Raw genomic sequence first — 25,754 nt, forward strand, 5'->3', positions numbered from 1 at the left:
ATGTGTATTTCTTAGGGCTATTTTATTAGTATCATAAATCTAACTTCATTTAAAATCATCTCTAGAGTATTTAGTTGATCGCACATAATCTGTCGTCTAAACGCATGTTTTCATCGTTGTAATACACTTTTTAACGTTTAAATGCACAATTTCATGAAAATACTTAAGAATTATTGGGTTTATATATTGGGTTTTACCCTATGTATTTTAAGGTTTTTACGTACGTTGTTGCGTTTTTCGGAATGTTTGATGTTTTTCTTTGATTTTTTTGCATAAAAAAAGCGTTTTTTTACAAAAACGCTTCAAACAGGTAAGAAACTATGCATTAGCTCTTTAAGGATTCTATATAAAACATAGGATTCGTATTGAATTGCTTCCAATCATTTTCTAAGTCAGTATACAATGCATCAATAGCTGTCGTTTCCTCTTCAGAGAGCTTTATTTTTTTATTCTTTTTAAGTTTTAAGATATAATCCATCAACTTGTAACAAGATGTAAATTGCCCACAGGCAATTAAGGAATCCATACGATTGTTTTTGATATCATTTTCATCCCACCAAAGTGTCGTTGGCATTTCAGAAGCAATTAATCCAGTATGCTTTAATGCGTCGCTCGGTGCTGGGCTTACGTTTTTATTAAAACTAAAGGATTTGCTGTATGCCGTTTTTTCTCCATTTAATTCATATACTGTTGATGTAATGATTCTGTGGCGTAAATCGGGATCAGAATATAGCAAGCGATAGTTTAAGCGTCGTATTTGCTTTAAAAAGATATCATTTACCATAATTACAGTAGATGAAATACGTTCTGTCAACATGCGTTGTACCAATCCTACACTCAGTTTTTTAAAGCTTAATACATCATCTACTAATGGCGCTGGTACATTTTTATTGAATAAAGATTTTGCAAAGTTGATACCCAGATTTTTATACTTATTCGCAAAATATCCAAAGACAGTTAATAATAATCCTATTCCAGTGATAATTCCCCCAACAACATATAAAGAAGGTAAGGCATTCTCACCAAACACTTTCATTGCATTGAGGACTATAAGTAAGATACCAAGTACTAATATGATTAGATATAAAGGTTTTATTTTGAAATAATCCATTATATTAGAAACCACACTTTTTATACTCGCACTTTCGTCTTTCTTTTTTTCTTCTGGTTGCCAAGGATCCATTTTAAAACTACCCACATCATTCACCACAATTAAGTCCAATTCTTTATTGAGTTCATCATCGCGTTTTCGAGCAATACTAATATTCATCATGCTACCAATTCCTTGATTGTCTGCAATTCCTCCATCCATAATTCCGACACCATTAGCAAAACGATCTAGTTTTTTTACTTCTTTATAGGCTTCCGATTTTTGGTCACTTATATAATCGTCTGGAAATACTAATGGTTCAAATCCTAAAGGAAAACAAGAAGAAGAAGCTGTAATATCACCAAGTTGTAATTGACTTTCTAACGGATTTAAAAGTTTATTGCTTAACGGTTTGTTTGCTAATAGTCCTGTATTTTGGAATCGGAATGCCAATCCGAATGAGAATTCTGTTGAATTGAAACATACATACTTTAAGTTATATAACTTTTCTTTGTCCAAAAACATATCAAAACTTCCTTTATACACGTCCATATCTGCATAGGTTAATGCAAATGAATTGATTAGCGAACGCTTTTTATGTGGATTGTCTTTCCAAACTTGATCATCGTCGAGTTTGGCAATGGCAGTTTCTAAGAGTTGGTCATTTCCAGGTTTGAAATTATCATAGAACTCATTAAAAAAAGCTTTAAAATCAAAATCTTTTTGCAGTGAAGCTTTTGAAAAAGCCACACCAAATAATGTTCCTCCACTGACAGTGCTAATGGCTTCAATATGATCTAATAGTGGTTTTCCTTGATAATGGATTTTATCGTAATAGGAAACAACTCCTAAAGCGAAAAATGTGGCACGATATCCACCACCGCTAAAACAAAGTCCAATGTTTTTAAAAGGGATAAAATCTTTCATAATTGGTAAATATGGTTAGTTTTTGTTGATTGTTTACTTATAAGAAGGCTATTTCAATCTTGGGGAAGTCTCTCAAATATACTCATTTACGCGTATATATACCAAAAGGAAAGCATTAAAGCTCTCCTTTTAGCATAAAATACAGCGTTGTTAGTAAGTAGTTGATAGATGAATTTAATTCCTATTTCTTTTTACTGCTATATCTGGAGCTGTTAATGCGCCCCAAGTTGCTTGCATTTTGACAATATGTTTGGTGGCATTCATTTTCTCTAAAATGTTATTCACTGCATTATATGCTGAATCTAATGCGCCTACAATCCAACCGTGATGCACAGAACAACATTCACCAGCTAGGTTTAGTGCTCCGTTAAACTCAGGTGTCAATAAGGTTGGATATAGATTTTTGAATTGCCCTGGATTGAATAGTGCAAAAGCACCACCGCCTGCATGTTGATCCCAGAACCATGTCTTGGTAGTCACACCATCGTTGTATCCAGCAAAATACTTGTAAATGTCTACTTCAGGATACATAAATTGAATTCCTTTTAAACATTCGTATACACGTTCTTCATCAGATAATGCGCCCATACGTTCAGCATCTTGTGCCCAGCAATAGATTTGCAATACCCCTTTTTGAGCATCGTATCCGTAAGAAGGATATACAATTTGTCTGTTTGGTCTGTCGCTAGCAGATACGCCTAATCCTGTTTTATATTGACGTTCACCAATGTCTTTCCAGAATTGTGTGTTGAATGTAATGAATGCTTTGAAAGACGGCATATAGTTACATTCGCGTAAGACTCTCGATTTAGCAAAAGACAAGTCTTCAAAGAAATTCTTATGTTTTTGTCCATTAAGATACGCACCGTTTGGCAATGTACTGATGACATACGCATACTCACGATCTGTAATTTCGTTTTTATCATTTATGATGGATAAGCGGATTCCTCCATTGTTATCATATAGTTTTTCATCATATCGCGCCGTAGTGACTCTATGATTCATAAAAACTCGTTCTTTCGTAGCAGAAGGATCGTATTTAGTATTGGCATGTCCTTTTGGATCTGCTGGAGGAACTGTTGATGGAGGTTCTGCATCCTTAGTAAGGTTTGGAGGTGAATATCCATAATCGTTATTAGCACCTTTTTCCATTCCTATTAAGAGTTGTGCTATTTGTCCATCATCTAAAGTTACACCTTTTTCAAGATTTAACACTGTTCTACAAGCATCTGGAAAATGCTGCATTCCTTTGTCCATGGTAATCATATAGATATTTGGATCGGATGAATCGTACGAGTTTTTACTTCCATCCCAATCATATACTGCAATGACCATTTCCACAAAAGAGACACTGTACATTCCGGTTCCTACATTCAATGTTTCTAAGTAACTCGCTACATTGTATGGTAAGTTTTCACATGGTGCGCCCATTACCGGATCGAAGTATTCTTCTAAATCTGCCAGTGTAAAGACATTCGTTAGATATGCCCACATGGAATAGTTGTCATAACGCATTAGTTTGGCAAATCCGAGTTCAAATGATTTGTCAATCGCTGTTAAAAAAGGATCATTTACTTTGTCAAGAATGACATTAATCGGTAAATATTCGTTGCCATCTTCATCTTTTTTTGGAGTTACCCAAACTTCAGCCAAATCGCCACCTTGATCTACGCCAAAGTTTAAGGAATTTAGACTTGCATTTTTGACAATGATTGGGTCTTTCATATTGTTAAATCGCAAACGCTGATAGTCTGAGTTATAGTAGAATTTACGCCAGCGCAATAATTGATCCGTTAAGCCATTTCGTTCTAATACATAATTTAGCGACAACGCCAAATGTTGTACAGGCAACATATCATCAGAGAATTGAGGAATACGCATACCTCCTACTTCTCCATATAATCCTTTATTTTCTTGACTGTTGGTATCATATTCGGTAGAATACCAAGTGTCGATTCGTCCACCAACACGATCGGAAGCTTCAAAAATTTCAAATTCAATTCCGAGCGATTTTAAAATCAATCCTGCATACATTCCGGCAAAACCACCACCGATGATTCCTACCAATGGTTTCTTTTCATCATCTTTAGCTTCAATAATTTATTTTTTGAGGGATAAAATGTTTTCGACTTGCGAACGTTGTTTTAGTAATGTTTCTTTATAATCGTCTCCGTAATTCTTAATAATCCAATCAGAGAAGGCTTTACGAACAGAACCTTTCTTTTTTTTATCCTTATTGGAAGCTTGTTTTCCTGGGCCAAATGATAAATAACTCATGTGTAATGGTTTTGAGGTTAGTAAAGTAATTTACTGCGGTTTTCACAAAGCTACATATCCACTTAGAAAAGTGCAATAGGCGTTTTTACGTGATTTTAAATGGTATTACATTTCTACTCCGCTCAATGTACATGTACATACGATACGTCATTGCGAGGAAATAGGACGAAGCAATCTGTGACCTCATATAACAAAAGCGTAATACTATAAACAGATTACCGCGCTATGCTCGTAATGAAGTGCTTAGATACGTAATTGCGAGGAAATAGGACGATGCAATCTGTAGCTTCACATGCAAGTTATATAGCCAATGATCCACAAATTGGCAGTACCGATTATTATAATTACGATGATGATGATACGTTGCTTGGTGCAGAAGTTACGGCCGATTGTTATCGTTGAAATATCATGATTTATACTAAGATGATCAATCAGTTAAGTTATGAGGAAGATGCTGTTTTCTTGATTATTGAAGCTGATCACGTACCTATTTTAGAATATCTGTTTGATACAAATCCACATTTTGAAGTGGTAAAATCAAGTTAGTGGCTGAATTAGTGGAATAAGTTTTTAACTGTTGTTTTATTCGTACTACCTACAGGAATTTCGATGGTTTCAACAAAAACACTTGCAGGAGTTATCTTTTTTAAACGATTGGTATTAATGATGTACGATCTGTGAATTTGGATAAAGTGTGCAGTATCTAGCTTTTTTAGCTAATTTGATAAGCTACATAAGGTTAGAACCTTTTCGTTATTAATCAACGTATATGCATAAATATTGTTTAAGGTATTGAATAAAAAGTGCGGATTGATTTGACTTTTTAAGTTCTTCAATTCAGCCGTACGCAAATGATTTCCAGGAATGTATGATTTTTTAAAACTATAGAAACTATAGAATATCAAACACACCAAAATGTATTCACTCAAAACTCCAAGCGCATGTGTCTTTTAGGAATAATCATCTAAATGATAGATATATAGATTTAGAATGTATTTGGAAAATAAGGTTCCAAAAAAGGTCATTGATCCAAAAAATAATAGCAATAACGGTATTTTGTAACTATTCCGCCTAGGGAAGAAAAAATAATAGCAAACATATACCGTAATGATGAGCAATATAATATTACTATTTGCTGTAATCCATTGTACCACAATATACTTATTATCAATGTATTTGAGCAACGGATACGTAAGGTATAATACCCAAAATAAGAGATGTAGATAACCTTCTTTTTTTAAAATGTTTTCGATGCGAAACGATGTCATGCAATTCAATTTTTGATTTCAGAAAGAATTTTGGTAGCGTTTGTGTTATCTGGATTTAGTTCTAATGATTTTTGATAGTATTTTATAGCATTTATAGTATCTCCAAGCGTCAAGAAACATTCTGCATAACTGTCATAAGTATTATAAGCTTCTGGATACAATTCTGTATTGAGTTTAAAGATCGCCAAGGTCTCTTTTGCGTTTCCATTGCCCATAGAGGTATAGCCAAACTGATTGATGGAAACTTCAGACAAGTCATATTTAGAGGTATTTAGATCTTCTTTTTTGACAAATTCTACAATTTCTGCAATCGTTTTTCCTTCATTTGATAAATCTGAAAGTTTTTAACTGTTCATTTTTTTAACACGTTCACGTTGTTGTGCTAACGTTTGTACTCCAAACTCAATGCGCTCTTCATCCGTTATTTTAGTCGTATCAATATCTGACAATCGCCACGGTTCACCTTGGTTTCTTTCATATTGTGTGCCATAGACTTGCGATTCATTTTTACTGAGCAAGTACCTATCTGTGGCAGCTGCCAAGAGCCATTTATCTGCAGTAGCATCTAATTCAATAGATTTTTTCATCAATTTGACAGCCATTCCATAGTCTGTAGATTCTTTTCCGTGTTGAAAAATCATTGCGGCATTGTGATAATCTAAGGATGTGTGTACACTTTATCTTCTTTTAAGAGTTGATGAATTCGAACACGACGAAAGCTATCATTTTTAGAGACCACTTTCCAATCAATTGAACACGATTTCCGATCTCCTTGATCTTCTTTGTAAATGTTTTTCAATTCCTCATTATCTGTATGAACTACCTGTTTTTGTGTTGTTGTTTTTGTTGTAGTTGTTGTTTGCTTTTCCTTGCAAGCAAATACGATTGTAATTGCTAAAATTAAAATGATTTTTTTCATAAGATCATTTTTTAGAATTCCTGTCTGTTTTTTGATTTTGTATTCAAATCTCATTATTCTGATACAATTCTACAAAAAGATCTATGGACTTCCCTATTTGATCTATGAATAATAAATTAATGACACATAAGTATTAATTATAGCGGTGTTTGTATTTCCATAAGTCATTTATATTAGCTATTTTGTATGTCCCAAATATGAATATACTAGAGAGATTTTACCTACTACCAATCAGATTGTTCCAGAAACAATCAATACGTATACTATGCTGCATTAGTATATTCGTTCTTTCTACATGTTATTCATTGAGTTTTGGTCAATCTAATGACACTAAAAAGGTTATGGTTGATCTTCAACAGGAAACATTTGAAAATACAACAGAAATTCTTCTTGATGCTGATTGGGAATTTTATTGGAATGCCTTGCTTAAACCAGGCAATTTTAACACAAAAACTGCTTTTACAAAAGTTTCATTGAAGAGTTGGACCAATTTTCCGCTTTCTGACACAGAAAACCTTCCTACATTTGGATATGCAACGTATCGCTTGACATTTTCAATTCTAGAAGATCGTCCACAGGTCTCGTTGTATGTGCCCAAAATATACGCAGCTTCTAAAATATGGCTTAATGGAAAACTCATCTCTGAAATTGGTCATGTTGGAAAATCCAAAGCAGAAACATTGCACAGGCGTTTTGCGGAAATAATTCCGTTAGATGCTCACGAAACCACGTTTGAAATTGTGATTCAGGTTGCCAATTTTTACCATAACAAAGGTGGAATTAGCGCTCCAATTGTATTAAGTACAACACAAAAGCTTCAAAAAATGCAATCGCAGCGTGTGGTTACTGATATGGTTTTCATAGGGAGTTTGAGTTTTATTGGTATGTTCTTCTTACTCTTCTTTTTGTTTTATTGGCACAAAGATCGTGCAGTATTATATTTTGCAATTCTATGTCTTTCGTTAGCATATATGACATTAAGCGATCGATATGCACCTTTAGCACAAATATTTGAATCAGTAAGCTGGATTTTACTGACTAAAATTGAATACATAACGTTGTTTTTATCAGGATTGTCAGCCAGTATGTTCTTCTACTACGTATTTATAAAATTTGTACCTAAAATCTATACAAAGATTGTGATTTATATTTTCTTCATTCTTTGTGCATTTACTACAGTATTGCCAGCACCACATTTTACTAAGTTTGTAATGCCATTTATGATATTACTGATTTTAGACCTTATCTATGTTTCTTTTATCATTTTTAGAGCCATAGCAAATCAACGCCATGAGTCTATTCTGCTCTTGGTGAGCATGGTGTTTGCTGCTTGTATCTTTTTTGCACATATTTTCGCTTTCTTGGGTGATAATGGAAATGCAATTGTTTATGTGAATTTTGGTTATATCGTTGTGTTTCTATTATTATCAATGTTATTAATGACGCGATTTTCAGATTCGTTTAGAGCACTTGAAGAAGCTAAAATACTCGCATTAGCACAGAAAAAAGAGATATCTGAAAAGTCAAAAGAACTTTCAGAAGTGAATCAGGAATTAAAGGAAAATGTTCTTCAATTAAAAAATTATAATGCAGAGCTAGATAGTTTTAATCATATTGTATCTCACGATTTAAAAGCACCTTTGGTTGCCATGCATTCCTTAGTTTCATTTATTGAAGAAGATTTAGAAGTTCCAGTAAACACATATGCAGAAGCACATTTTAAAGCCTTAAAAGGACGCATTACTAAAATGTATTCGATGATTAATGGTTTGTTAGAATATTCAAGAATCGCACAAGGTCAAAAAAACAAAGAATCGTTCTATATCAATGAGGTGTTAAAAGAAATTATCGATACCGTTGATCCAGAGAAAAAACACACAATTCATCTCCCAATAAACGATAGCGAAATACATACAAGTAAGATCGAATTTCAACATGTGTTTTTAAACCTTATTGGCAATGCCATAGAGCATTGTGATAAAGTATATGCCGCAATAAATATTTCTTTTAGTAAATCGTCTAATAAGTATATTTTTACCGTACAAGACAATGGTCCTGGCATTGATCCTAAGTATCATGAAAAGATTTTTGATATGTTTTATCAGTTAGAACAGAGCGATGTTGTTGAAAGTACTGGAATTGGACTTTCGATTGTAAAAAAGATTGTATCTGCGAATCATGGAAAAATTTCTATTGAATCTAAAGATGGCGTTGGTGTTACCATTAAGTTTTCATGGAAAGTATAATAAATTGAGTTAAAAAATATAAAGTATCCTTCTAAACATGATTCTGTTAATCAGAGCATTTCTTCTGTTCCTCCTGACATTACTGCTGCTAAAAAAAATAAAAAACCGCTATTGCATATACAATAACGGTTTTTGATATTTTCTAAAAAGTCTAAAAATCAATAATCTAGCTATACAAGATTAGTGATCATCATGATGTTCATTATGATTTCCAAACGGTTTGATAATGATTCCTACACTAAAGATGAATCCATCTGTAGGTGCATAAATTTCTGGAAACGTTGGATTTTCGTGTGGCGGCAATACTAATGGCGAAAAACGACTTTGCCTACGATCGGTAAAATTTTCGAAATTGGTATAAATTCCTCCCCATTTGAAGTTACGCATGGCTAAGAATCCCATATAAATATAGTCTGTTGTTTCTGTACCATTTGACAATACTTGTGAACCTGTATAATAGGTTTCGTAACCCAAACGCCATTTTTCAGTCTCATACATCAACACACTTCCTGCATTGTGCTTTGCTGTTAATGGTTTTCTTGGGTTGCCAGGTAAATAGCGCAATTTTGCATCAATTAGAGCATAGTTTAAAAACCATTTAAAGTGGCCATAAGAGAATTTAATATTGGTCTCTGCTCCTTGTGTTAGAATTAAACCATCTGCATTTTCATATTGAAAGAAGTTGTCTGCGTTCAGGTTTAACAATAAACCATTGTCAATAGCTGTCATGTAAAACAATTGATTGACAGAGAAACCAACCGTTTCATCAAAGATTTTAGTTTTGTAATTAAAATCAAGGTTTACACCATACGATCGCTCCGCTTTTAAAACATCTTCGTCTATTTTTAGGATGTTTTCAAAATTGATAAATTCGGCTTCTTCTGTAAATAAATCAGGTGTTTTGTATCCTAATCCACCACCTAATCGACTCGAAAATCCTGAATCGTTTTTGTAGAGTAAGGAAACTCTTGGTAGTACAAATATTCCCCAACCTCGTGCAAAATCGGTACGTAAACCAGTTTCTAAAATCCAGTTGTCTGATAAATCAAAGTTAGAGTTTACAAAAGCTCCGAACGTCAAATCATTTTGATCGCGTTGTAAGGGAGCACTATCAGCTTCATCAAAACTTGTGGTGTATAAATTAGCTCCTAACGTCCAATCATTTTTGTCATAATTGTGCTGTAATGTTACTTCAGTAAAGGAATTTACTTGTTTTCCTTTGAACTGCATGTCGGGTACATTTAATTCACGATCAAAAAAAGAAAAACTGTTTTTAATCGTAAATACACGCGCAGAATCTAACTGCGTTTTATATACGGCTTGACTGCTTAAGCGCTTAGAAATATTTTCTTCTGTGTATTGATGAATTCCATTTTGTCCATCTTCAATTTTGTGAACATCTCCTCCTATTCTATCGTCATACGCAGCATTTAAACCAATCCAAAAGGTTGTTTCTTCAGAAGGGTAATAATAAAATTTCGGATTGAATGCTACGGAAGTGGTTTCTGGCAAATTGCTAAATCCATCATCTTCTGGATCGTATACTTTTTGATAGTTTCCAGAAGCATATAAACTCACACCAAATTTCTCATTACGCTTGCTGTAAAATACATTTGCTGTACTTCCTAGTGCATGTGTTTGCGTCAACATGATGTCTAATTCTGGCTCAAAATCAGGAGTTTTTGATACTAAATTCACTAAACCAGCAATGGCGCCACCACCATATAATGTGGAAGCACTTCCTTTAATTATTTCAAATTGTTTTAAGTCTAATGGTGTAATTTGCATGATGCTCAATCCGCTAGAAAAGCCTCCGTAAATCGGGAAACCATCACGTAGTAATTGTGTGTAACGTCCATCCAAACCTTGAATACGAATGTTTTGGTTTCCACTACTCAGTGACGTTTGCTGCATTTGAATTCCGGTGCTTTCGCGTAATACCATTGAGATATTAGTAGGATTCATCATGTTTTTTTCCATCAATTCTTCGCCACCAATCACCTCTATTCGTGTTGGAATTCTTCTAATATCACGTGTGCTACGTGTGGCTTCTATCGTCACAACATTTAATTCACTTTCGGCTTCTTCCATATAAAAAATGAATGCTGAAGTTGTTGGCAATGTGATCGTCGTTTCTATCGTTTTAAAGCCTAAAAAGGAAATCATAAGCTTGTGTGAACCAATAGGAATTCCTGTAAACGTTGCGATTCCTTCATTATCTGTAATCGCTCCTTTTTGTAAGTCTTCAAATAACACATTTACGCCTAGTAAAGCCTCTTTTTCGTGTTCTGAAAATACTTTTATTTTAATGTCATTATTTTGTGCGCTGACGAATCCGCATAGCATACATAGGAACAGTATGCTCCATATACGTATTTGCATAGTTATATGTTTTTTAGCCTAGAATCTAGTTTTTTGCTTTGGTAAACTTAACATAAATATTTGTAGATATATAGACTGTATTTGTGTTTTTTGTAAGTTTTAAATAACTGCAATTGTTTTTATTACAGTTCTTTTGTGAGAGGTTAACTTATAACTTGCGGTGGCTGCCAAATGGCGAATAAAATATCAAATCGATAATGTGATTCAAAATGTGTATGTACTTGTGTAGAGATTTCAATTTTTGATGCTAGTGTGAATGTTTCTGGAGTTTGATGTACGATTAACATTCCGCAACAGTTGCAAACACAAAGCATTGGACAAGAATCTTCATGGTCATCTTTATGATTTTTTTCATGTTCTCCATGATGATCAGTACAAATTTCAGTGCTATTTTCTTCCTCAGAACAAAAGCCATCAGCACAAGGTTTTAGTGCTAAGGCTAAAATCAAAAATCCGAGTATAAGACTAATGCTTTTCATTTGTCTTACAAATATAGAACAAAAGAAGTTTCGTACAATGCTTTATGATAAAGAGTTTATAACTATAATTGATTTTTTAATAACAAATTATTCGTCTCTTAGAACACGCACAGTTCCTGAAACTGTTTCTAACCAAGGTTCGAAACCATTATATATATTAGAATGCAACCCTTCAAATGTAAAAATAATATATTCTCCAACTTCCCCTATTTGAATTATATCTATTGTCATTTGATTTTCAGTCACGAAAACACTAGCACTTGGATTCAATCTCCAGTTTATCTGACCAGATGATTCTGGTATATTATGAGCAAATATGAAATCTGAGTCGATCTCATAAGTTCCTGGGGTTATAAATTGTTCTCCATCGGAAGGTTTAAATTGCATCACAAAATATTCTCCAGTGTTTTTTTGTATATATATTTTATTAGATTCAACTCTAACATTAAAAGGCGTGTCTACATATCGCTCAATAGTTGAAGATACGTAGGGTCTAACAAAAGTATAGATAACAAATTCCTCTACATCATTACAGGTTGTTAAATCTCCCACTTCTGTTATTGGAGTTTCAAAAGTATAGCTATTTTCACCAGTACTTTGAATATTATTTAGATCATACCCTTGTAACGTAAATGTTGTTTCTCCATCGCATATAAATGTATTGAACTCAAATTCTCCATCAGTTACTGCATAAAAAATAGGTTGATTATTATTTATGTTCATAATAACATATCCGTTAGTAACATTAGAATTATCACATTGTTTTAAGGTTCCTTGTATTTTTGACTGAGGAATCATGGCATCTGTTATAATGATCGGAGGAATTATATTAGTACTTTCTTCAGCAAATGGACCAATACTTAATGTTGTAATAACTTCATCACAATATCCAGTTATTTCCAAATTAATTAGACTATTTGCAGGTACAAAACCACAAGCTTTCCCTTCATTATTTGTGGTAAGTTTTCTTGAAACGGTTTCACCATCTACATATACATTAATATCTATACCTAATAAAGCGGCATTGTTTTGATTTAATACTGTTAGATCTATTTTAGTCATAGGAATTGGAAAATCTACATTCCAAGGAGTAAAGTGAGAAACTGTTCCTACATATTCACCACCTACTTTAGTGGCTTCTCCATCTTGAATCCAATAGCCATTTTCTTCATCAAAATACCATAATGGAATTGTGCTTGGCGCCGAACTTAATTGCTCTGCTGTAATAGGAAATTTTAGTTCTGAATTGGAAGCAATTTGGAGCTTTTCATTACTACTTCCTGTCAATTCAACCGTTAACATCCCATAGGTTTCTAATAGGTTGGCTCCGCCATCGGTATTTTGTCCCAATAACATACCTGGCATTAGCTCATTCAAGTTTTCATCTGTAGGACTTAAGTAATTAAACGCAATAGTTACAGATCCTAAATACGGTGAACCATCTTCTTTTACAAAATCTCCACTAAATCCTATAGAATATTCATCATATTCTAACGTAAATTCTTCTCCCGTTTCTCGTACAACACTAAATCGTTCTTTTAGCATAATTTTTATAACATTTTCACCATCTATAGGTATAATAGATCTTGAACCATTAAAATAGCCTGATAAAGATGCCCTTATGTATGCAAAATTTTCTTTAACTTGAACATTATTCATAACAAACATACCATTTAAGTCTGTTTGTGTAGTTTCATTTCCAATAGTAATTGTAGCAGACGCTAATGGTTGATTGTTTTTATTGACTACTCTTCCAATAAAGTTTCGATTGACATCATTACCAAAATCATAATTGAAGGTTATCGGACCTGGCTCAGGATTTTGATTTGTATCTGGGATTTCTGTGGTAGTTTCTTCAACATCATCATTTTCACAATTTGTGAAACTGAAAATTAACAAAAGGATTAATGGAAGGTATTGTAGTTTTTTCATAACAGTAAAATATGTTCCAAATTAAAAAAAAAACTACACACAGGATAGACAAATAAAAATTTGCTAAGTATCATTAAATAAAAGCATAGTATGAATCAATAAGTGAATCAATCCATTCCTGGAAAACTTGTTACAAACTTAACTTTGATATCTGCAAAATTTTCTGCGACATATACCTTTAAATCTTCACCGTATTCTACAACTTGCCATTCGCCACAATCATCAGCAAAGTTTTCTACTAATTTTACTTTGATGTCAGGAAAACTGGTGACTATTTTGATTTTAACATCTGCATCACTAGCGTATTCTACAAAACGAATTTTGCCATAGAGTTTTTTCCCTTCAAATTCACAATCATCTTTTTGTTGTATAGTTGTTGATGCAGAAATGCATATTGAAGCAATCAATAGAATTAATAGAAATTGACAAATACGTTTCATAACAAGTATCTTTTTTGGATATTAATTTTGCTGTAAATTTATTTAATTAAACACAAAAAGCGAACCGAAGCACGCTTTTGCATCTATGTTTTGTAGTTTTTAGCATAAATCAAAATCTGAAAGTATTACTGGTCCGCCATCATCTTGATTTGGAATTGGCAGCATGTCTGTCGGCATTGGATGCAACGGACATAATTGCACTGTGTAGTATCCTACTGTATGCAATCCTCCTTTTAGCATTTGTTGATTGAGAATGGAGATTGATTTTTTGTTCATTTTGAGTGAATTAAGATTCATTTTCATCATGAATGATTCTATTTTGTGGTTAATAATGACTCAAAAGAATGAAGAAATATTAGCACTAAAAAGGAATGCAATTGAAGGTTTATGAACTGTCAATTTAATTATGAGTTTTCTAAAATATTGGATATTTTTTTTATTGCGATTAGTAGTTTTTCGAATGATCAATAGGATACGCCAAATACATAAATACTCCTTGTACAGAACAAAATATTTTATAAGAGTCGTTTTTGAAGTTAAACCTGAAAAAACTTTCTTCTTTTTCCAGAGTAATTTTTTTATTTATTAATACATTATTTCCCATTCCTCCATAATGATACTCAAAGAGGACTTTTTCGACTTTAATAGTATTAGTTTTAAACTTATCCTGATATTTAAGTATAATTTCTTGTACTTGTGAGTAAACGTTATTTTCATTGAACAAACTAGTTTTGTACCTAAGAAGTTTTTTATTTTCCATTATGTAGATGATTACACCTCCTACATTTCCCATTGCTCCACCTTCTACCATTTCAATGTAGACTAAAATAATAGTAATGAAATGATCAAAAAAGTACCATAATGCAAGTACATTATTGTACAATTATTACAATAGTTTCCTTGGGATTATCTCCCATTTGCTGGAATATCTATTTCATAAAATATAGAACAATCAATACAATTTTATCAGGTTAACTAACGAACCAGATCACTATGACATTGACTAGTAATATTATCCCTAAAATGTGGATCCATGTTTTAGAAACTAGTTTCAATGGCTTAGCGACTTCATGCTCTATTTAAGACCAAAGTGCGATAAAGCTAATCCAAAGCCAGCTATTTTCAATTTTATTGATTAATAAATAAACCATTCCTGCCAAGAAGATAAACATGACAATTGTAAATAAAATTCAAGTGTTTCGATTCTTATCCATTTCCTACTTTTTTAGGGTGAATTCATTAATCATCAAGTTTGATCTTTTCATAGCCGTCTAATTTTAATTCGAATGACCCTTCTGTTGCTGTAGCTTTTTTATAAATTGAAAGTAATCCCAATTCATCATTTGCTAACCATACTTCTCCGCGCAAATGGCCATAATCTATATAAATTACATGACAATCGAATGTATATTTACCTATAGTACAAGTATCTATACGTAAGAACTTTTCTTTTAGTTTCATGGTTCGAGTAAAACAAACATCTATTATTTTTCTATTATACTCTAAACCTAATTCGAGTTCTCTATTTATTGGATCGTTGTAAATTGTACTGCAATGATAGTCTGTTCCACGAATAAATTATTGATGATTCGGGCTTAGATCTTCTGGTCCTTGTGAGTAAAAGTTACATAGATCACCATTAAGTAAAAAGTTGATATTTGATTCACTTCCATTGGAATATCTGTAAATTCTCCTTGATACTCTTCTACTCTATTCTTACCTATCCAGAAGGTTTCATTTATTTGTGTATCATAGGCATTTGTAAAGCCTTCAATACTATTTACAGCGTCCTTTATTAGAAGAGATTTTTTTGTTCTATCTACTTCTCTCGTAGATTTCAATTCTACAATTTGTTGATTGGAAGCATTCATTTTATAAGTTCTCGTTCTCGTAAATTTACAGGAGGATTAAAACTCTCTTTAGATGGCCAAATATCATCATCACTTTTACAAGAAACACTTATGATTATTAGACTAATAGATACGTTTTGAACTCAATTTGCTATTAATTGTAATTCACATATTCGAGGAAAATCCTGCATGCTCGTAATTATTTAGGCAATCGATTCTTTATCGTAGCAATTTGTCCCATATGATTTGCCGAATGTTCCATTACATGATACCAAATATAGTGGTAGTTGAGTCCTTCTTCTATATTTGAAGCAAACCAATCATCATCTTTTGTTTTGAGTAGCTTCAATGTTTTTTTACGGACTTGATCCCATAAATCCAGATAAAACGAAATCGGTTTGTCTTTGAGTATGCTTTTTACTTTTTCATTAATTTCACCTGCAATACCAAATTTCTTTAGTTCCTCTTTTGTCCATTCTCGATCTTCCAATGTCATGGTTTGATAATACGATTCTGTGGATACTAGATGCATGATCAATGATCCTATACTATTGGCATTAGCATCATACAAAAAATCAGTTTGTGATTGATCTAGGTCTTTGACTTGTTCCGTAATTCTATCTTTTAAATCTTCCAACATGTAAACCATTAAACCAATCTTTGGTGAATAGCCTTCATCTGCTTTCATCTCTCCTTGAGCGTTCATGAAGAGTATTGGTAATACTAACAGTAGAGATGTAATTTTTGTTTTCAGAGATTTCATAATGCCGTTTTAAAGTCAAAATTTATGTTCTAAAAATAGGTATTATTAGCATTCGTCCTTATTAAAGGATCGTTAATAGTTTTGAGAATATCAATAACGACTAAGTATCTATAAATTAAAATTTCTTACGTATAAATTGCACAGAACACGTATTTCTGGGTATTAACAATACGTAAAACCCAGAGAGATTTATTAATGAAATCTCCTCTGAGTTCTATATAATTATCTTATTGCTTTATATATGCTTACAGAATTATAACGGCTAATTTTTTATTTCGAGCAACAACTTCTTCGCAGCTTTTCCTAGTTCTCCATCAACATCCAAAGTAACTGTTTTGTTGAATAGTTCTTTTGCTTTTTCAATGTTTCCTAGTTTTAAATATGCTTGTCCTAAATTTTTGTGTGTCAAGGCTGAATTTGGAAATAATTGTAATATCATTGAAAATACTTGTGTAGAAGCCTGTACTTGCTCTTTGCGACCTGTTTGTAATAGAATGTTTCCTAATTTGTTTAATTCTGCTTCAAAATCACAAAAAACATAGCGTGGATCTTGTGCCATCTTCGGAAGTTCTTCCATTAACTTTTGCGTCTGTCCTGTAGTGTATAATTCTACGATATAGTCTAATGGTTTTGGTTTAAAACCTTCTGCATTAAAGTTTAACGCTGCTTCTAAAACAGTATCTTTATTATTTATATATTCATCAAAAGTCATCGTAACTGGAATGCTTGGTGCTGTCCAATCTGCATTTTCCAAAGCAGGCATATCTTGCCACCAGATATAGGATAAATATGCATTGATTTTACTATTCGGCAAGGTAACTGCACGCGCATCTCCATAGAAGTTTATATTTTCAGAAGTTGGTTCTCCTACTAAAATCGCGTTTGTATATCGTATTATTTCATTGGTTAGATTTTGACAGGCCGAAAAGGTTTCACGTCCAATGATATAATAGAAACTTCCTTTTTTGTTGATATGAGGTCTTGCCATCAAGCCTTTTATTAATGGAAGATTGTTGTAATTGTTTCCGCCACCATTCAAACGGACATCATAGACTAATTTTTCTATCTCATGCGTGTCTATAAACGCAAATAATCGCTTGTAAAATTGTTTCAATGTTTCGTTTGTATCATCAAATACAGAACTTTGACGAACATAGAGTACTTTTTTATCTTCTAAATATTCAAAATAGAAGAGTTTGTCTTTAAAATGTTTTAGATATAAAGGTGTTTTATCTGTATTTCGTACAGTAAGCCAATTTTCTGTTGGCATGGTAAAATTGAACACTTTTGGCTTGTCTTTTACATCGATCGTATTGAATTTATATTCAAATACTTTTCCGTCTTTTTCTAACGTCAATGTAACTGTTTTCGAAAGTGTTGGAATGACACCTTGCGCATGTAATACTTCCGGCGATGCTAAAAATCGTAAACCATAAGCTTTAAAGTATTGTGGATTTTCTACAGGAACGACTGGATAAATCAGTTCCATCGCTTTTTCTATAGACGTCTCTCCTATTCTTAAAACTTTAGCTCCTAATGCTTTTTTATGATCTTTTTGAACGCCTTCAATAAAGATTCCATTAGGAAATTGATAAAGATTGATCGGCAAAATTCCACTTTTAGCGGTTGTACTATACGGAATTTGTGTATGTCCATATCTGAATTGCGATACAATGCGCGTTAATCCCACACGGATTTCATGTTCTTGTAAGTTTGGAATTTGTTTGTACAGTGTTTCTACTGCAGCATCAAAGCTTTCTTTAGTGGTTTTTACAAACAGAAACGAATAGTCTTTATGAACAGTTTGTTGTAGAAATCGAAGATCTTCTTGCCATTGTGCTGGACTTAGTTTTGTTTGTGCAATTCCTTGTAAAAATAACAGCAGACTTAGTAATAAAAGTGTTTTTCTCATGATGTGATTGTTTAATGATACTACAAATATTGCTGTATTGGATCATAAGAAATAGCACTTTTTGTTGAAGTGTAGTATTTGGTACTTGAAACATCACAAAGGCATTATATGTTCATCCATTCTTTAAAATCATGAACCTTTTTTCTGCTAACAATGAATTCTTGATCTCTTGAATTGCTAATAGTTAACTTCAACCGATGATTAAAATATGGTTCTATTTTTTGAATGGAAGCTTTTAAAACAATCTGTCCTCTGTTGATTCTGTAAAACATTGTTTTCTCTAATGAATCAAATAATTGATCCATGGTTTCATCAATGATATAGCGTTTGTTGGTATGCGTGATGCCAAAAGTCATACTACTTTCAGAATATACATATAACAAATCTGAAATTTTAATTTGAACAAAGCCATTGCCTTCTTTTACCAAAATTCCTGAACGTTTTTTTGGTGCTTGCATGCTGGTAAGAAGCGTATTTAACAGCGTTGCATCTAATTCATTAGTTGCTTTTTTTGTTTTTTCAAACTTATGCAATGCTACCTCTAAATCTTCTTGTTGAACTGGTTTTAATAAATAATCTACACTATTTACTTTAAATGCTTGAATGGCATATTCATCAAAAGCGGTTGTAAAGATAATTGGTGCTTCCACTTCTATTTTTTGAAATATTTCAAAGCTCAATCCATCTGCCAATTGAATATCCATAAACACTACATCTGGCGCAATATTTTCTTGAAACCATACAACTGCTCCTTTCACTGAGTCAATAATGTCTAATAACTGAAAATCAAAAGCACTTTTCGTTAGTAATTTTTGCAGTTGACGTGCAGCACGTGGTTCATCTTCAATGATTAGTATTTGCATAATTTTTCTTTTGGTCAGATGATTTTAATAAAGGCAATGAGACTGTAAAATAAATTCCATCATTTTCAATGATTGGTAGTTTGTTTGAAATTAAAGCATATCGTTGTTCAATATTTTTTAATCCAATTTTTGTAGAATGCACTTTGGTTGATTTTGCTTGAATTTTGTTGCGAACCACTAAATAATCATCTATGATTGTTACAGTTATGATCAAAGGTTCTGCTCTAGAAACGATATTGTGTTTAATTGCATTTTCGATGAGTAGTTGCAAACTCATAGGCACAATCATAGCTGTTAATTGATCTTCTGGAATATTCCAATGAAGCTGTAAGTTGTCTCCAAATCTCTCTGACTGAATAGACACATAAGCTTTTGCAAATTTTAATTCTTTTTCAATAGCGATCAAATTTGTACTTCCTGATTCTAATATAAAACGATACACATTTGATAAATTGTCAACAAAATCTGTGGCTTCTTCCCTTGGATCTTGTTCAATAATATCTCGCAAGGTATTTAAACTATTAAACAAAAAATGTGGTTGTGCCTGATTTCGTAATGTATCAAGCTGCGCCTGAATCATTACTTGTTTTGCCTGTTCTTCTTCTCGGATAGACTTTTCTAATCGTACATGCGAATAAATGATTTCGTATATCGCCATAATCATAGCCGTAATAATCGTAATGGGAATCAATACTTTTAAACTCGTAATATGGCGTGCATGTACATCAAATAGAAAATTCACAAAACTACTGGACAACCAACCCGCAAAGAAATGTACAAAAGCTACCGAACCTATGATGGCTAGAATAAGCAGACTAATCCGCTTTTTATCATCTTTAAAATCTGGATATTTCTTTCGTAGAAAAATTAGCAATAGTCTTAAGATAATCCAATGAGAGGTAGTGAAAAACAATGTAACACTCCATGCAATCAGTTGTAGTTTTATCGTAACTAATTCTACTGCATTATTAAAAAGATAGTGATTGATAAAAGCTAGCGCAAGAATACCAAAAATTGTATACCAAAAATCATTAAACCCAATGTAATGAATACGTTTCTGCTTATTTAATAATGGCATAAAATAGTAAACTTGTTTAGTGTATTGCGAATAACGGAATTATTTGAATACCACGCAATTCAAAAAAATCACGACTACTATTCTTTGGGTCTGAGTGTTTCAATAATCTGCGCATCAACCCAAAATATGTCTACATTTTCATAATTATCTGGCGACATATTTCTATTAAAGAAAAGGTATTTTCCATCGGGCGTTACGCAGGCAAGAGCTTCCCAACCTGAAGTGTTTATCTTGTCACCCATATTGATAGCTTCTCCCCATGAACCGTCTTGTTGTTTAAAACTGATATAGATGTCAGAATCACCATATCCGCTTTCTCTTTCGCCATCCCAAATTAGATAGGATTCATCAGGAGCAATAAAAGGATGTGCGTTCATTCTTCCAGTATTAATCTGTTTTCCAAAAGCTTTTGGTGCTTCACGCTTGCCATTGATTAATCTTGAATACCGAATAATACCATCTCCGTTTGGCATTCCTATTTCGTCAAAAACGTACATTCCTTTTGAAGAAGCTGTAAGTCTCATAATTTGTATTTCTAAGAACGATGAATCTAGTTTTTTTAAGGCCGACCAATCACCTGTTTTGGTACGTTTTCTGTATTGCCTGCCCAAATGCATCGTTTGACCATCAGGAGCGATAAAAGGAGTTCCTCTGCGAGGAGAAACAATGGATTCTTCCCATTGATTATTTTTACATTGAAAAACAACAAGTTCTTGTTTTTTAGTTACCGCATTGTTTCTAATGAAATAGAATTCTTTTAAATCTGGTGTGAAGACGCCACTTACTTCCCAACCATCTGTTGTCACCATACCCGGAGCAAAAATTTCAGGTAACAAACCTGGTGTTTTTTGCCCAAGATATAGATGTTCGTTGTTTGTAGTTGATGAATTATGACTGTTTGAATTTTGTTTGTTAGTATCGCAAGCATTTAAGAATAATGCGAATACAATTGTCAAAATAGAATACGTTTTTCTCATGATGTATATTTTAGTACTGATTGTTATTGCTTTGTAAAAGCTGGTAAAACACGTTCTGCAACCAATTGCAATACACTAATTTCTAGTCTATGAACTGTGGTTACTATGATAAGATCCAGTTTGTCAATAAGAATGATGGTTTGTCCGCTACCGCCTTGTGCAGACGTGCTGAAATAGTTTTTATCACCTACTTTCATATCTGCTTGCCACCAAAAATAACCGTAACCAACATTGGAAATATCACCAATATCATCGAAGTTTTCATCGTCGCTATGACGCACTATTCTATGGATAGCTTTGTTAATATAAATTTCTGGAATCAATTGCTCTCCATTCCATTTACCTTTGTTATTGGCTAAAATTCCCCATTTGAGCATATCACGTGATGTCATGCTGCTACGACTTGAAGCCCTTGGCAACCCACTGATATCTCTTGGCCATTTATAATTTGTAATGCCAAGTTTATCAAGCAATTCATTTTTTATAAAGTCCTCTGCTGATTCTGGCACAACAGCATCTAATACTTGCATGACCAACATAGGATCGTTTTGATATTTGAAACTTGGCATATCTGCTGTAATCGGTTTTGTATGTTCAAAATAGGCTTGTACTTCTTTCTGCCCTTTTATCTTACTTGGATCTTTTTCAAATTGATCTCTCTGCGCATCAGTGATTCGAATGCCTGAACGCATTGTCAATGCTTGATTGAGCGTGATTTTTTCTGCGCCTTCTGCAAATTTCGTTGGATCTAAATCTTTCAGAAAACTAGCAATTGGTTTGTCTAAATCATCCATCGTTAAATATCCTAATTGGATAGCACGACCAATCGCCATACTTGTATATACTTTTGTGGCGGATGCTTGTGGATGTGGCAAGTTGATGCGTCCTTTGGAATAATAGGATTCAAAAACGAGTTTTCCTTTGTGAGCAATTAGAAAACTGTCAAAATTACCATGTTTGTGATTGGCAATTTCTTTTGCGAGTTTTAGAATCTTTTCTTTATCGCCTCCATTAAGGCCAAATTCTCCTACTGAAACACCTTCTTTTCGATCAGTAGGCGATGCATCAATAAAAGCTTTTTTTAGCTCTGGAATATCTCTGAATGAAAGTGAAGCTTCATCAACAGTAGCTTCTGGCGCATTTTGACTAAAGCTACTATTTATGAATAAAAGAAATAGTAAAAATAGTTGGATGGTTGTACTTTTTATATTCTTAGTTTTCATTTACTGCTGTGTTTTGTTTTTTCTTTGTTTTTAGTTCTTGTAACTTATGTCTAGTACGATTATTTTCAGGGTTTAATTCAAGAGATTTGGCGTAGTTCAAAATAGCTAAATCCATTTTTCCTGCTTTTTCACAGGCTTCTGCATAACTATCATACACTTGAAAGCTATCTGGATAGAGTATTATATTTATTTTGAAAGTGTTGAGCGATAATTTCATTCTGTTTGCATGAAAAAAGTCATATCCTAAATCATTCAAATGCGCTTCAGTTACCGCGGGATTCGTAGGCTCTTTTTCAAGTAACATTCTATATGCAGTTATTGCTTTTTCAACATCACCTTCTAAAAGAAACTCCACAGGTTCTTTTCTATCAGCATCGATTTTAACAAAAGTTGCAACCATGCTTCCATCATTTCTACTCAGGTATTGCAAATTCATTCTTTTATTTTCAGCATTAGGTTTGAATTGAATAAATAGACTCGAGTTTCTTCTCACAAAACTACTATCTGAGATTTTGACTAATTCTTCTGCTTCCACGTCAACAATATTTTTATAGAAAAGTTGATTGCCTTTTTGAATGACTTCGATAATGTTTCCATTCTCCGTATATCTTCCCGTAATGCTATCTGCAAAAGACTGCTCTATTTCTATTTTTTCATGTACTGGTACATAATTGTCCCATTCATAAGCTATGGCAACAGCGCGCATCACTTCTGCATTAAACTCTGGAAAAGTGGAATTTGTCATTACAACTACGCCGTATTCTTTGTCTCTATGCGCCACTATTTCAGTATAAAAACCTCTATTCCATCCATGATGTCTTAAGTAAATTTCATTATTTCTATTTAATAGCTGAAATCCTAATCCTAATGTAAATGACCAACTGGAACCATTGACTCCATAAGGTGTTCCCATCAATTTGGTGAGTTCTCTTGATAATCCTTTAGTAGTTTTACCATTTAATGTTTGGTATCTGTTAATGATAAATTTTGCATAGTCTTCGGCAGTTGTCCACAAGCCATTTGTAGCCATTGCAGGATAGATACTTCTTCCTCCTTCTGCCTTAGAACCGTCTGTTAAATACCCTGTAGCAATCTTCGACAACTGTGCTGCTGTCAGTGATTGATTATACGTACTATTGTTCATTTCTAAGGGTTCTAACACAAGTTCATGCATGATTTCTGGAAATGTTTTTCCTTTAACATCTAGCATTAATTGTTGAATAGGCACATAACTAGCATACGCAAAACGAACACTTTCTTCTGGTTCTTTATTTATAGTAATTGGCGCATTTTTAGCTGGAGAAGTTCCGTTTAGGATTTGTACAAGTGTTGGAATTTTTTCATCAATGCTATAGCGTCCTGTTCCACGAGGATGTATTCCTGCAGAATGATTTAATATATTTTTTATGGTTACTTTTTTTTCTTTGGTAAATTCATTTTCGGGTACTTTCCATGATTTTAAATAGTTATTGATATTTTCATCTAAGTCTAGTTGATGTTGTTCTACAAGACACAATGCACCGTAGGCAGATACCGGCATACTCGTTGCTGCTGCTTGAAAAAGAGTTTGTGTTGTTACAGGAGTATTACTTTCCTTATCCGTTACGCCATAGCCTTTTGCCCAAGCAATTTCGCCATTATGTATCACAGCAATACTAGCACCTGGAATGCCATAATGCTTCATGCGTTCTTCTATAGACCAAGTGGAATCACCTTTTATATATACTCGTGTTGTCAGCCCTTTTTCTACTTTTTTCATGAGATCTATTTCTGGAGTATCTGTAGTTGCTATTTTGGCACAAGATTGAAAGAGAATTAAGAGTAAAAGAACTGATATACATTTTTGAATATTCATAAATTTTATAGTTGAATGATTGAGATATTATGTTTTGCCTTACTTTTTGTGATTATCTATACAAAGGATGGTTTTTTATCGCATGAATTGAATTAAAATTATGTCAACTGCTCTATGCTTTTACGAACTACTCAAACAGGAGCATTATAATCAGTATCTTGCACGCAGAATTCCGATCAGTATGAACTTGAAATCGTTTGTATATTTTCTTTTACTGGGTACAATGTTACTTTTGACTTCTTGTACTGAAATTACTGTGTATAAGCAGCATGAAACTGTATTTCAAGTTGGAGATCAACAAGAATGGGCAGATAAAAATTTGAAAGATCAGTACTGGCAACAACGTATTTTAATTGTTCCTGATGGCCAAGTTTTTTGGTCCAGAACTAAGATTGAGCTTTTAAAAAGTTCCAAAGCTATGCGTCCGTATGGTTTGATGCTACAAGTTTACGGTGAATACGAAGTGTTTTGGGATGGTGTTTTAATTGGAAAAAATGGAAATCCTGGACAAGAAAACGTGTTAAAACCAGAAGGTAAAATGTGGGCGACCTTTAGTATTCCTGCGCACTTAACAAAAACAGGAGAACATGTACTGGCTTTGCGATCAAGTTTATACCATTTTCCAGATCATCTAGGAATAGAAGAAATGAAGATTAATGATTATGATGAATTACAAATGGATCGACTTATTGAATCGTCGTATATGCATCTTTTCGCAGGCGCTTTTTTGATTGCTTTTTTCTATTTTTTATTTCTATTTTTAAGTGATAAAAAGGAGTTTGCAACTTTAATTTTCAGTATTAGTTGTTTTTTGTTATTTGCCTTGATATTGGCAGAATTCAGTAAAGTTTATATCGCCATTCATTATAGTTTGCATGTCATACGCTTAAAGATTATAGGCGCGTTGATGCTGGGCATTTCTTTTTTTATTCCATACTATTTTTCCTTGCGTTTTCCATTTCCAAAACGAAAATTACTACTAACGATTTACGCAGGTATTTTATTGTACTTTTTCCTATCGAGACATGTTTTTGAGTTGAAAGCAAATAATATGATTTTGAGTATGTGGATATTTTCAATTGCAATTGTTGTATTTGGCGTTTATATGAAGATTAAAGGTTCGCGTCTTGTGTTGTTAGCTCTTCTACTTTCTGTATCTATTGGCTTTTTTACTCCTTTTGACAAGAGTTTGTTTGTAGGTTTTTGCTTGATTCTTTTAGGAATGTTTTATTTGCTTTCGCTCAGGATGAAAGAACAACGATTGGCGTATGAA

26 protein-coding genes and 2 pseudogenes are annotated in these 25,754 nt (G+C 33.1%); 4 read left to right on the plus strand and 24 right to left on the minus strand.

Going from position 1 to position 25,754, the window contains the following annotated elements; translation table 11 throughout:
• Positions 1-325 precede the first annotated feature (325 nt).
• The 3 genes from MK119_RS20685 to MK119_RS20695 all read right to left on the minus strand — a co-directional run bounded on the left by MK119_RS20685 (position 326) and on the right by MK119_RS20695 (position 4,294).
• Complete coding sequence (locus MK119_RS20685) at positions 326-2,017, minus strand: patatin-like phospholipase family protein (protein WP_290682940.1); 1,692 nt, start codon at positions 2,015-2,017, stop codon at positions 326-328.
• A gap of 174 nt (positions 2,018-2,191) precedes the next feature.
• Positions 2,192-4,084, minus strand: coding sequence for an FAD-dependent oxidoreductase (locus MK119_RS20690; RefSeq protein ID WP_290682942.1), 1,893 nt, complete (start codon positions 4,082-4,084; stop codon positions 2,192-2,194).
• Positions 4,085-4,117: 33 nt separating this feature from the next.
• A complete protein-coding gene (locus tag MK119_RS20695; protein ID WP_290682944.1) occupies positions 4,118-4,294 on the minus strand; it encodes a hypothetical protein in 177 nt (58 codons plus the stop codon).
• Between the two features lie 273 nt (positions 4,295-4,567).
• On the opposite strand from MK119_RS20695, the gene MK119_RS20700 reads away from it, so the two are divergent.
• Both MK119_RS20700 and MK119_RS20705 read left to right on the plus strand, forming a co-directional pair.
• Positions 4,568-4,696, plus strand: coding sequence for a hypothetical protein (locus MK119_RS20700; protein ID WP_290682946.1), 129 nt, complete (start codon positions 4,568-4,570; stop codon positions 4,694-4,696).
• Between the two features lie 6 nt (positions 4,697-4,702).
• Complete coding sequence (locus tag MK119_RS20705) at positions 4,703-4,840, plus strand: hypothetical protein (protein ID WP_290682948.1); 138 nt, start codon at positions 4,703-4,705, stop codon at positions 4,838-4,840.
• Positions 4,841-4,848: 8 nt separating this feature from the next.
• Here MK119_RS20705 and MK119_RS24435 read toward each other — a convergent pair.
• The 6 genes and pseudogenes from MK119_RS24435 to MK119_RS20730 form a co-directional block, all read right to left on the minus strand.
• Positions 4,849-4,995, minus strand: a pseudogene (locus MK119_RS24435) (LytTR family transcriptional regulator DNA-binding domain-containing protein); the annotation flags it as partial.
• Between the two features lie 15 nt (positions 4,996-5,010).
• The gene (locus MK119_RS20710; RefSeq protein WP_290682989.1) at positions 5,011-5,205 is read right to left on the minus strand and encodes a histidine kinase; all 195 of its coding nucleotides are present in this window, start codon (positions 5,203-5,205) and stop codon (positions 5,011-5,013) included.
• A 39-nt stretch (positions 5,206-5,244) separates the two neighbouring features.
• Complete coding sequence (locus MK119_RS20715) at positions 5,245-5,562, minus strand: hypothetical protein (RefSeq protein WP_290682950.1); 318 nt, start codon at positions 5,560-5,562, stop codon at positions 5,245-5,247.
• Between the two features lie 5 nt (positions 5,563-5,567).
• A complete protein-coding gene (locus tag MK119_RS20720; protein WP_290682952.1) occupies positions 5,568-5,816 on the minus strand; it encodes a hypothetical protein in 249 nt (82 codons plus the stop codon).
• A 90-nt stretch (positions 5,817-5,906) separates the two neighbouring features.
• Entirely contained in the window at positions 5,907-6,203 is a 297-nt protein-coding gene (locus MK119_RS20725; RefSeq protein ID WP_290682954.1) for a hypothetical protein, read from the minus strand.
• Between the two features lie 17 nt (positions 6,204-6,220).
• Entirely contained in the window at positions 6,221-6,481 is a 261-nt protein-coding gene (locus tag MK119_RS20730) for a hypothetical protein (protein ID WP_290682956.1), read from the minus strand.
• Between the two features lie 305 nt (positions 6,482-6,786).
• On the opposite strand from MK119_RS20730, the gene MK119_RS20735 reads away from it, so the two are divergent.
• Positions 6,787-8,727, plus strand: coding sequence for a sensor histidine kinase (locus MK119_RS20735; protein WP_290682957.1), 1,941 nt, complete (start codon positions 6,787-6,789; stop codon positions 8,725-8,727).
• Positions 8,728-8,907: 180 nt separating this feature from the next.
• On the opposite strand, the gene MK119_RS20740 is transcribed toward MK119_RS20735, so the two are convergent.
• From MK119_RS20740 to MK119_RS20810, 15 genes are all read right to left on the minus strand, one after another.
• Complete coding sequence (locus tag MK119_RS20740; RefSeq protein ID WP_290682959.1) at positions 8,908-11,109, minus strand: TonB-dependent receptor; 2,202 nt, start codon at positions 11,107-11,109, stop codon at positions 8,908-8,910.
• A 143-nt stretch (positions 11,110-11,252) separates the two neighbouring features.
• On the minus strand, positions 11,253-11,588 hold the full coding sequence (locus MK119_RS20745; protein ID WP_290682961.1) for a DUF6660 family protein: 336 nt from the start codon (positions 11,586-11,588) through the stop codon (positions 11,253-11,255).
• Positions 11,589-11,675: 87 nt separating this feature from the next.
• Entirely contained in the window at positions 11,676-13,520 is a 1,845-nt protein-coding gene (locus MK119_RS20750) for a carboxypeptidase-like regulatory domain-containing protein (RefSeq protein WP_290682963.1), read from the minus strand.
• A 107-nt stretch (positions 13,521-13,627) separates the two neighbouring features.
• On the minus strand, positions 13,628-13,960 hold the full coding sequence (locus MK119_RS20755) for a hypothetical protein (protein ID WP_290682965.1): 333 nt from the start codon (positions 13,958-13,960) through the stop codon (positions 13,628-13,630).
• Between the two features lie 99 nt (positions 13,961-14,059).
• Positions 14,060-14,236: a hypothetical protein gene (locus MK119_RS20760; protein WP_290682967.1), complete on the minus strand. Its 177-nt coding sequence runs from the start codon at positions 14,234-14,236 to the stop codon at positions 14,060-14,062.
• A 169-nt stretch (positions 14,237-14,405) separates the two neighbouring features.
• Positions 14,406-14,771: a hypothetical protein gene (locus MK119_RS20765; protein WP_290682969.1), complete on the minus strand. Its 366-nt coding sequence runs from the start codon at positions 14,769-14,771 to the stop codon at positions 14,406-14,408.
• A 428-nt stretch (positions 14,772-15,199) separates the two neighbouring features.
• Positions 15,200-15,421, minus strand: coding sequence for a hypothetical protein (locus MK119_RS20770; RefSeq protein ID WP_290682971.1), 222 nt, complete (start codon positions 15,419-15,421; stop codon positions 15,200-15,202).
• Positions 15,422-15,555: 134 nt separating this feature from the next.
• Complete coding sequence (locus tag MK119_RS20775; protein ID WP_290682973.1) at positions 15,556-15,831, minus strand: hypothetical protein; 276 nt, start codon at positions 15,829-15,831, stop codon at positions 15,556-15,558.
• Between the two features lie 178 nt (positions 15,832-16,009).
• Positions 16,010-16,573 (minus strand): DUF664 domain-containing protein, encoded by a 564-nt coding sequence (locus MK119_RS20780; protein ID WP_290682975.1) that lies wholly within the window; start codon positions 16,571-16,573, stop codon positions 16,010-16,012.
• A 262-nt stretch (positions 16,574-16,835) separates the two neighbouring features.
• The gene (locus tag MK119_RS20785) at positions 16,836-18,485 is read right to left on the minus strand and encodes a tetratricopeptide repeat protein (RefSeq protein WP_290682977.1); all 1,650 of its coding nucleotides are present in this window, start codon (positions 18,483-18,485) and stop codon (positions 16,836-16,838) included.
• 104 nt (positions 18,486-18,589) lie between these two features.
• Positions 18,590-19,348 carry a LytTR family DNA-binding domain-containing protein gene (locus MK119_RS20790; RefSeq protein WP_290682979.1) on the minus strand — a complete coding sequence of 253 codons (759 nt, stop codon included), beginning with the start codon at positions 19,346-19,348 and terminating at the stop codon, positions 18,590-18,592.
• A complete protein-coding gene (locus MK119_RS20795; RefSeq protein ID WP_290682981.1) occupies positions 19,329-20,426 on the minus strand; it encodes a histidine kinase in 1,098 nt (365 codons plus the stop codon). Before MK119_RS20795 ends, MK119_RS20790 begins: the two co-directional genes overlap by 20 nt.
• Positions 20,427-20,503: 77 nt before the next feature.
• A complete protein-coding gene (locus MK119_RS20800; RefSeq protein WP_290682983.1) occupies positions 20,504-21,403 on the minus strand; it encodes a hypothetical protein in 900 nt (299 codons plus the stop codon).
• 23 nt (positions 21,404-21,426) lie between these two features.
• Complete coding sequence (locus MK119_RS20805) at positions 21,427-22,626, minus strand: serine hydrolase (RefSeq protein WP_290682985.1); 1,200 nt, start codon at positions 22,624-22,626, stop codon at positions 21,427-21,429.
• Positions 22,616-24,385, minus strand: coding sequence for a serine hydrolase (locus MK119_RS20810; RefSeq protein WP_290682987.1), 1,770 nt, complete (start codon positions 24,383-24,385; stop codon positions 22,616-22,618). The genes MK119_RS20805 and MK119_RS20810 overlap by 11 nt, the downstream gene beginning before the upstream one ends.
• Before the next feature lie 196 nt (positions 24,386-24,581).
• Here MK119_RS20810 and MK119_RS20815 point away from each other — a divergent pair.
• Positions 24,582-25,754: pseudogene (locus tag MK119_RS20815) on the plus strand (hypothetical protein); the annotation flags it as partial.

The organism is Kordia sp., from assembly GCF_022447245.1.
Lineage (GTDB): Bacteria > Bacteroidota > Bacteroidia > Flavobacteriales > Flavobacteriaceae > Kordia.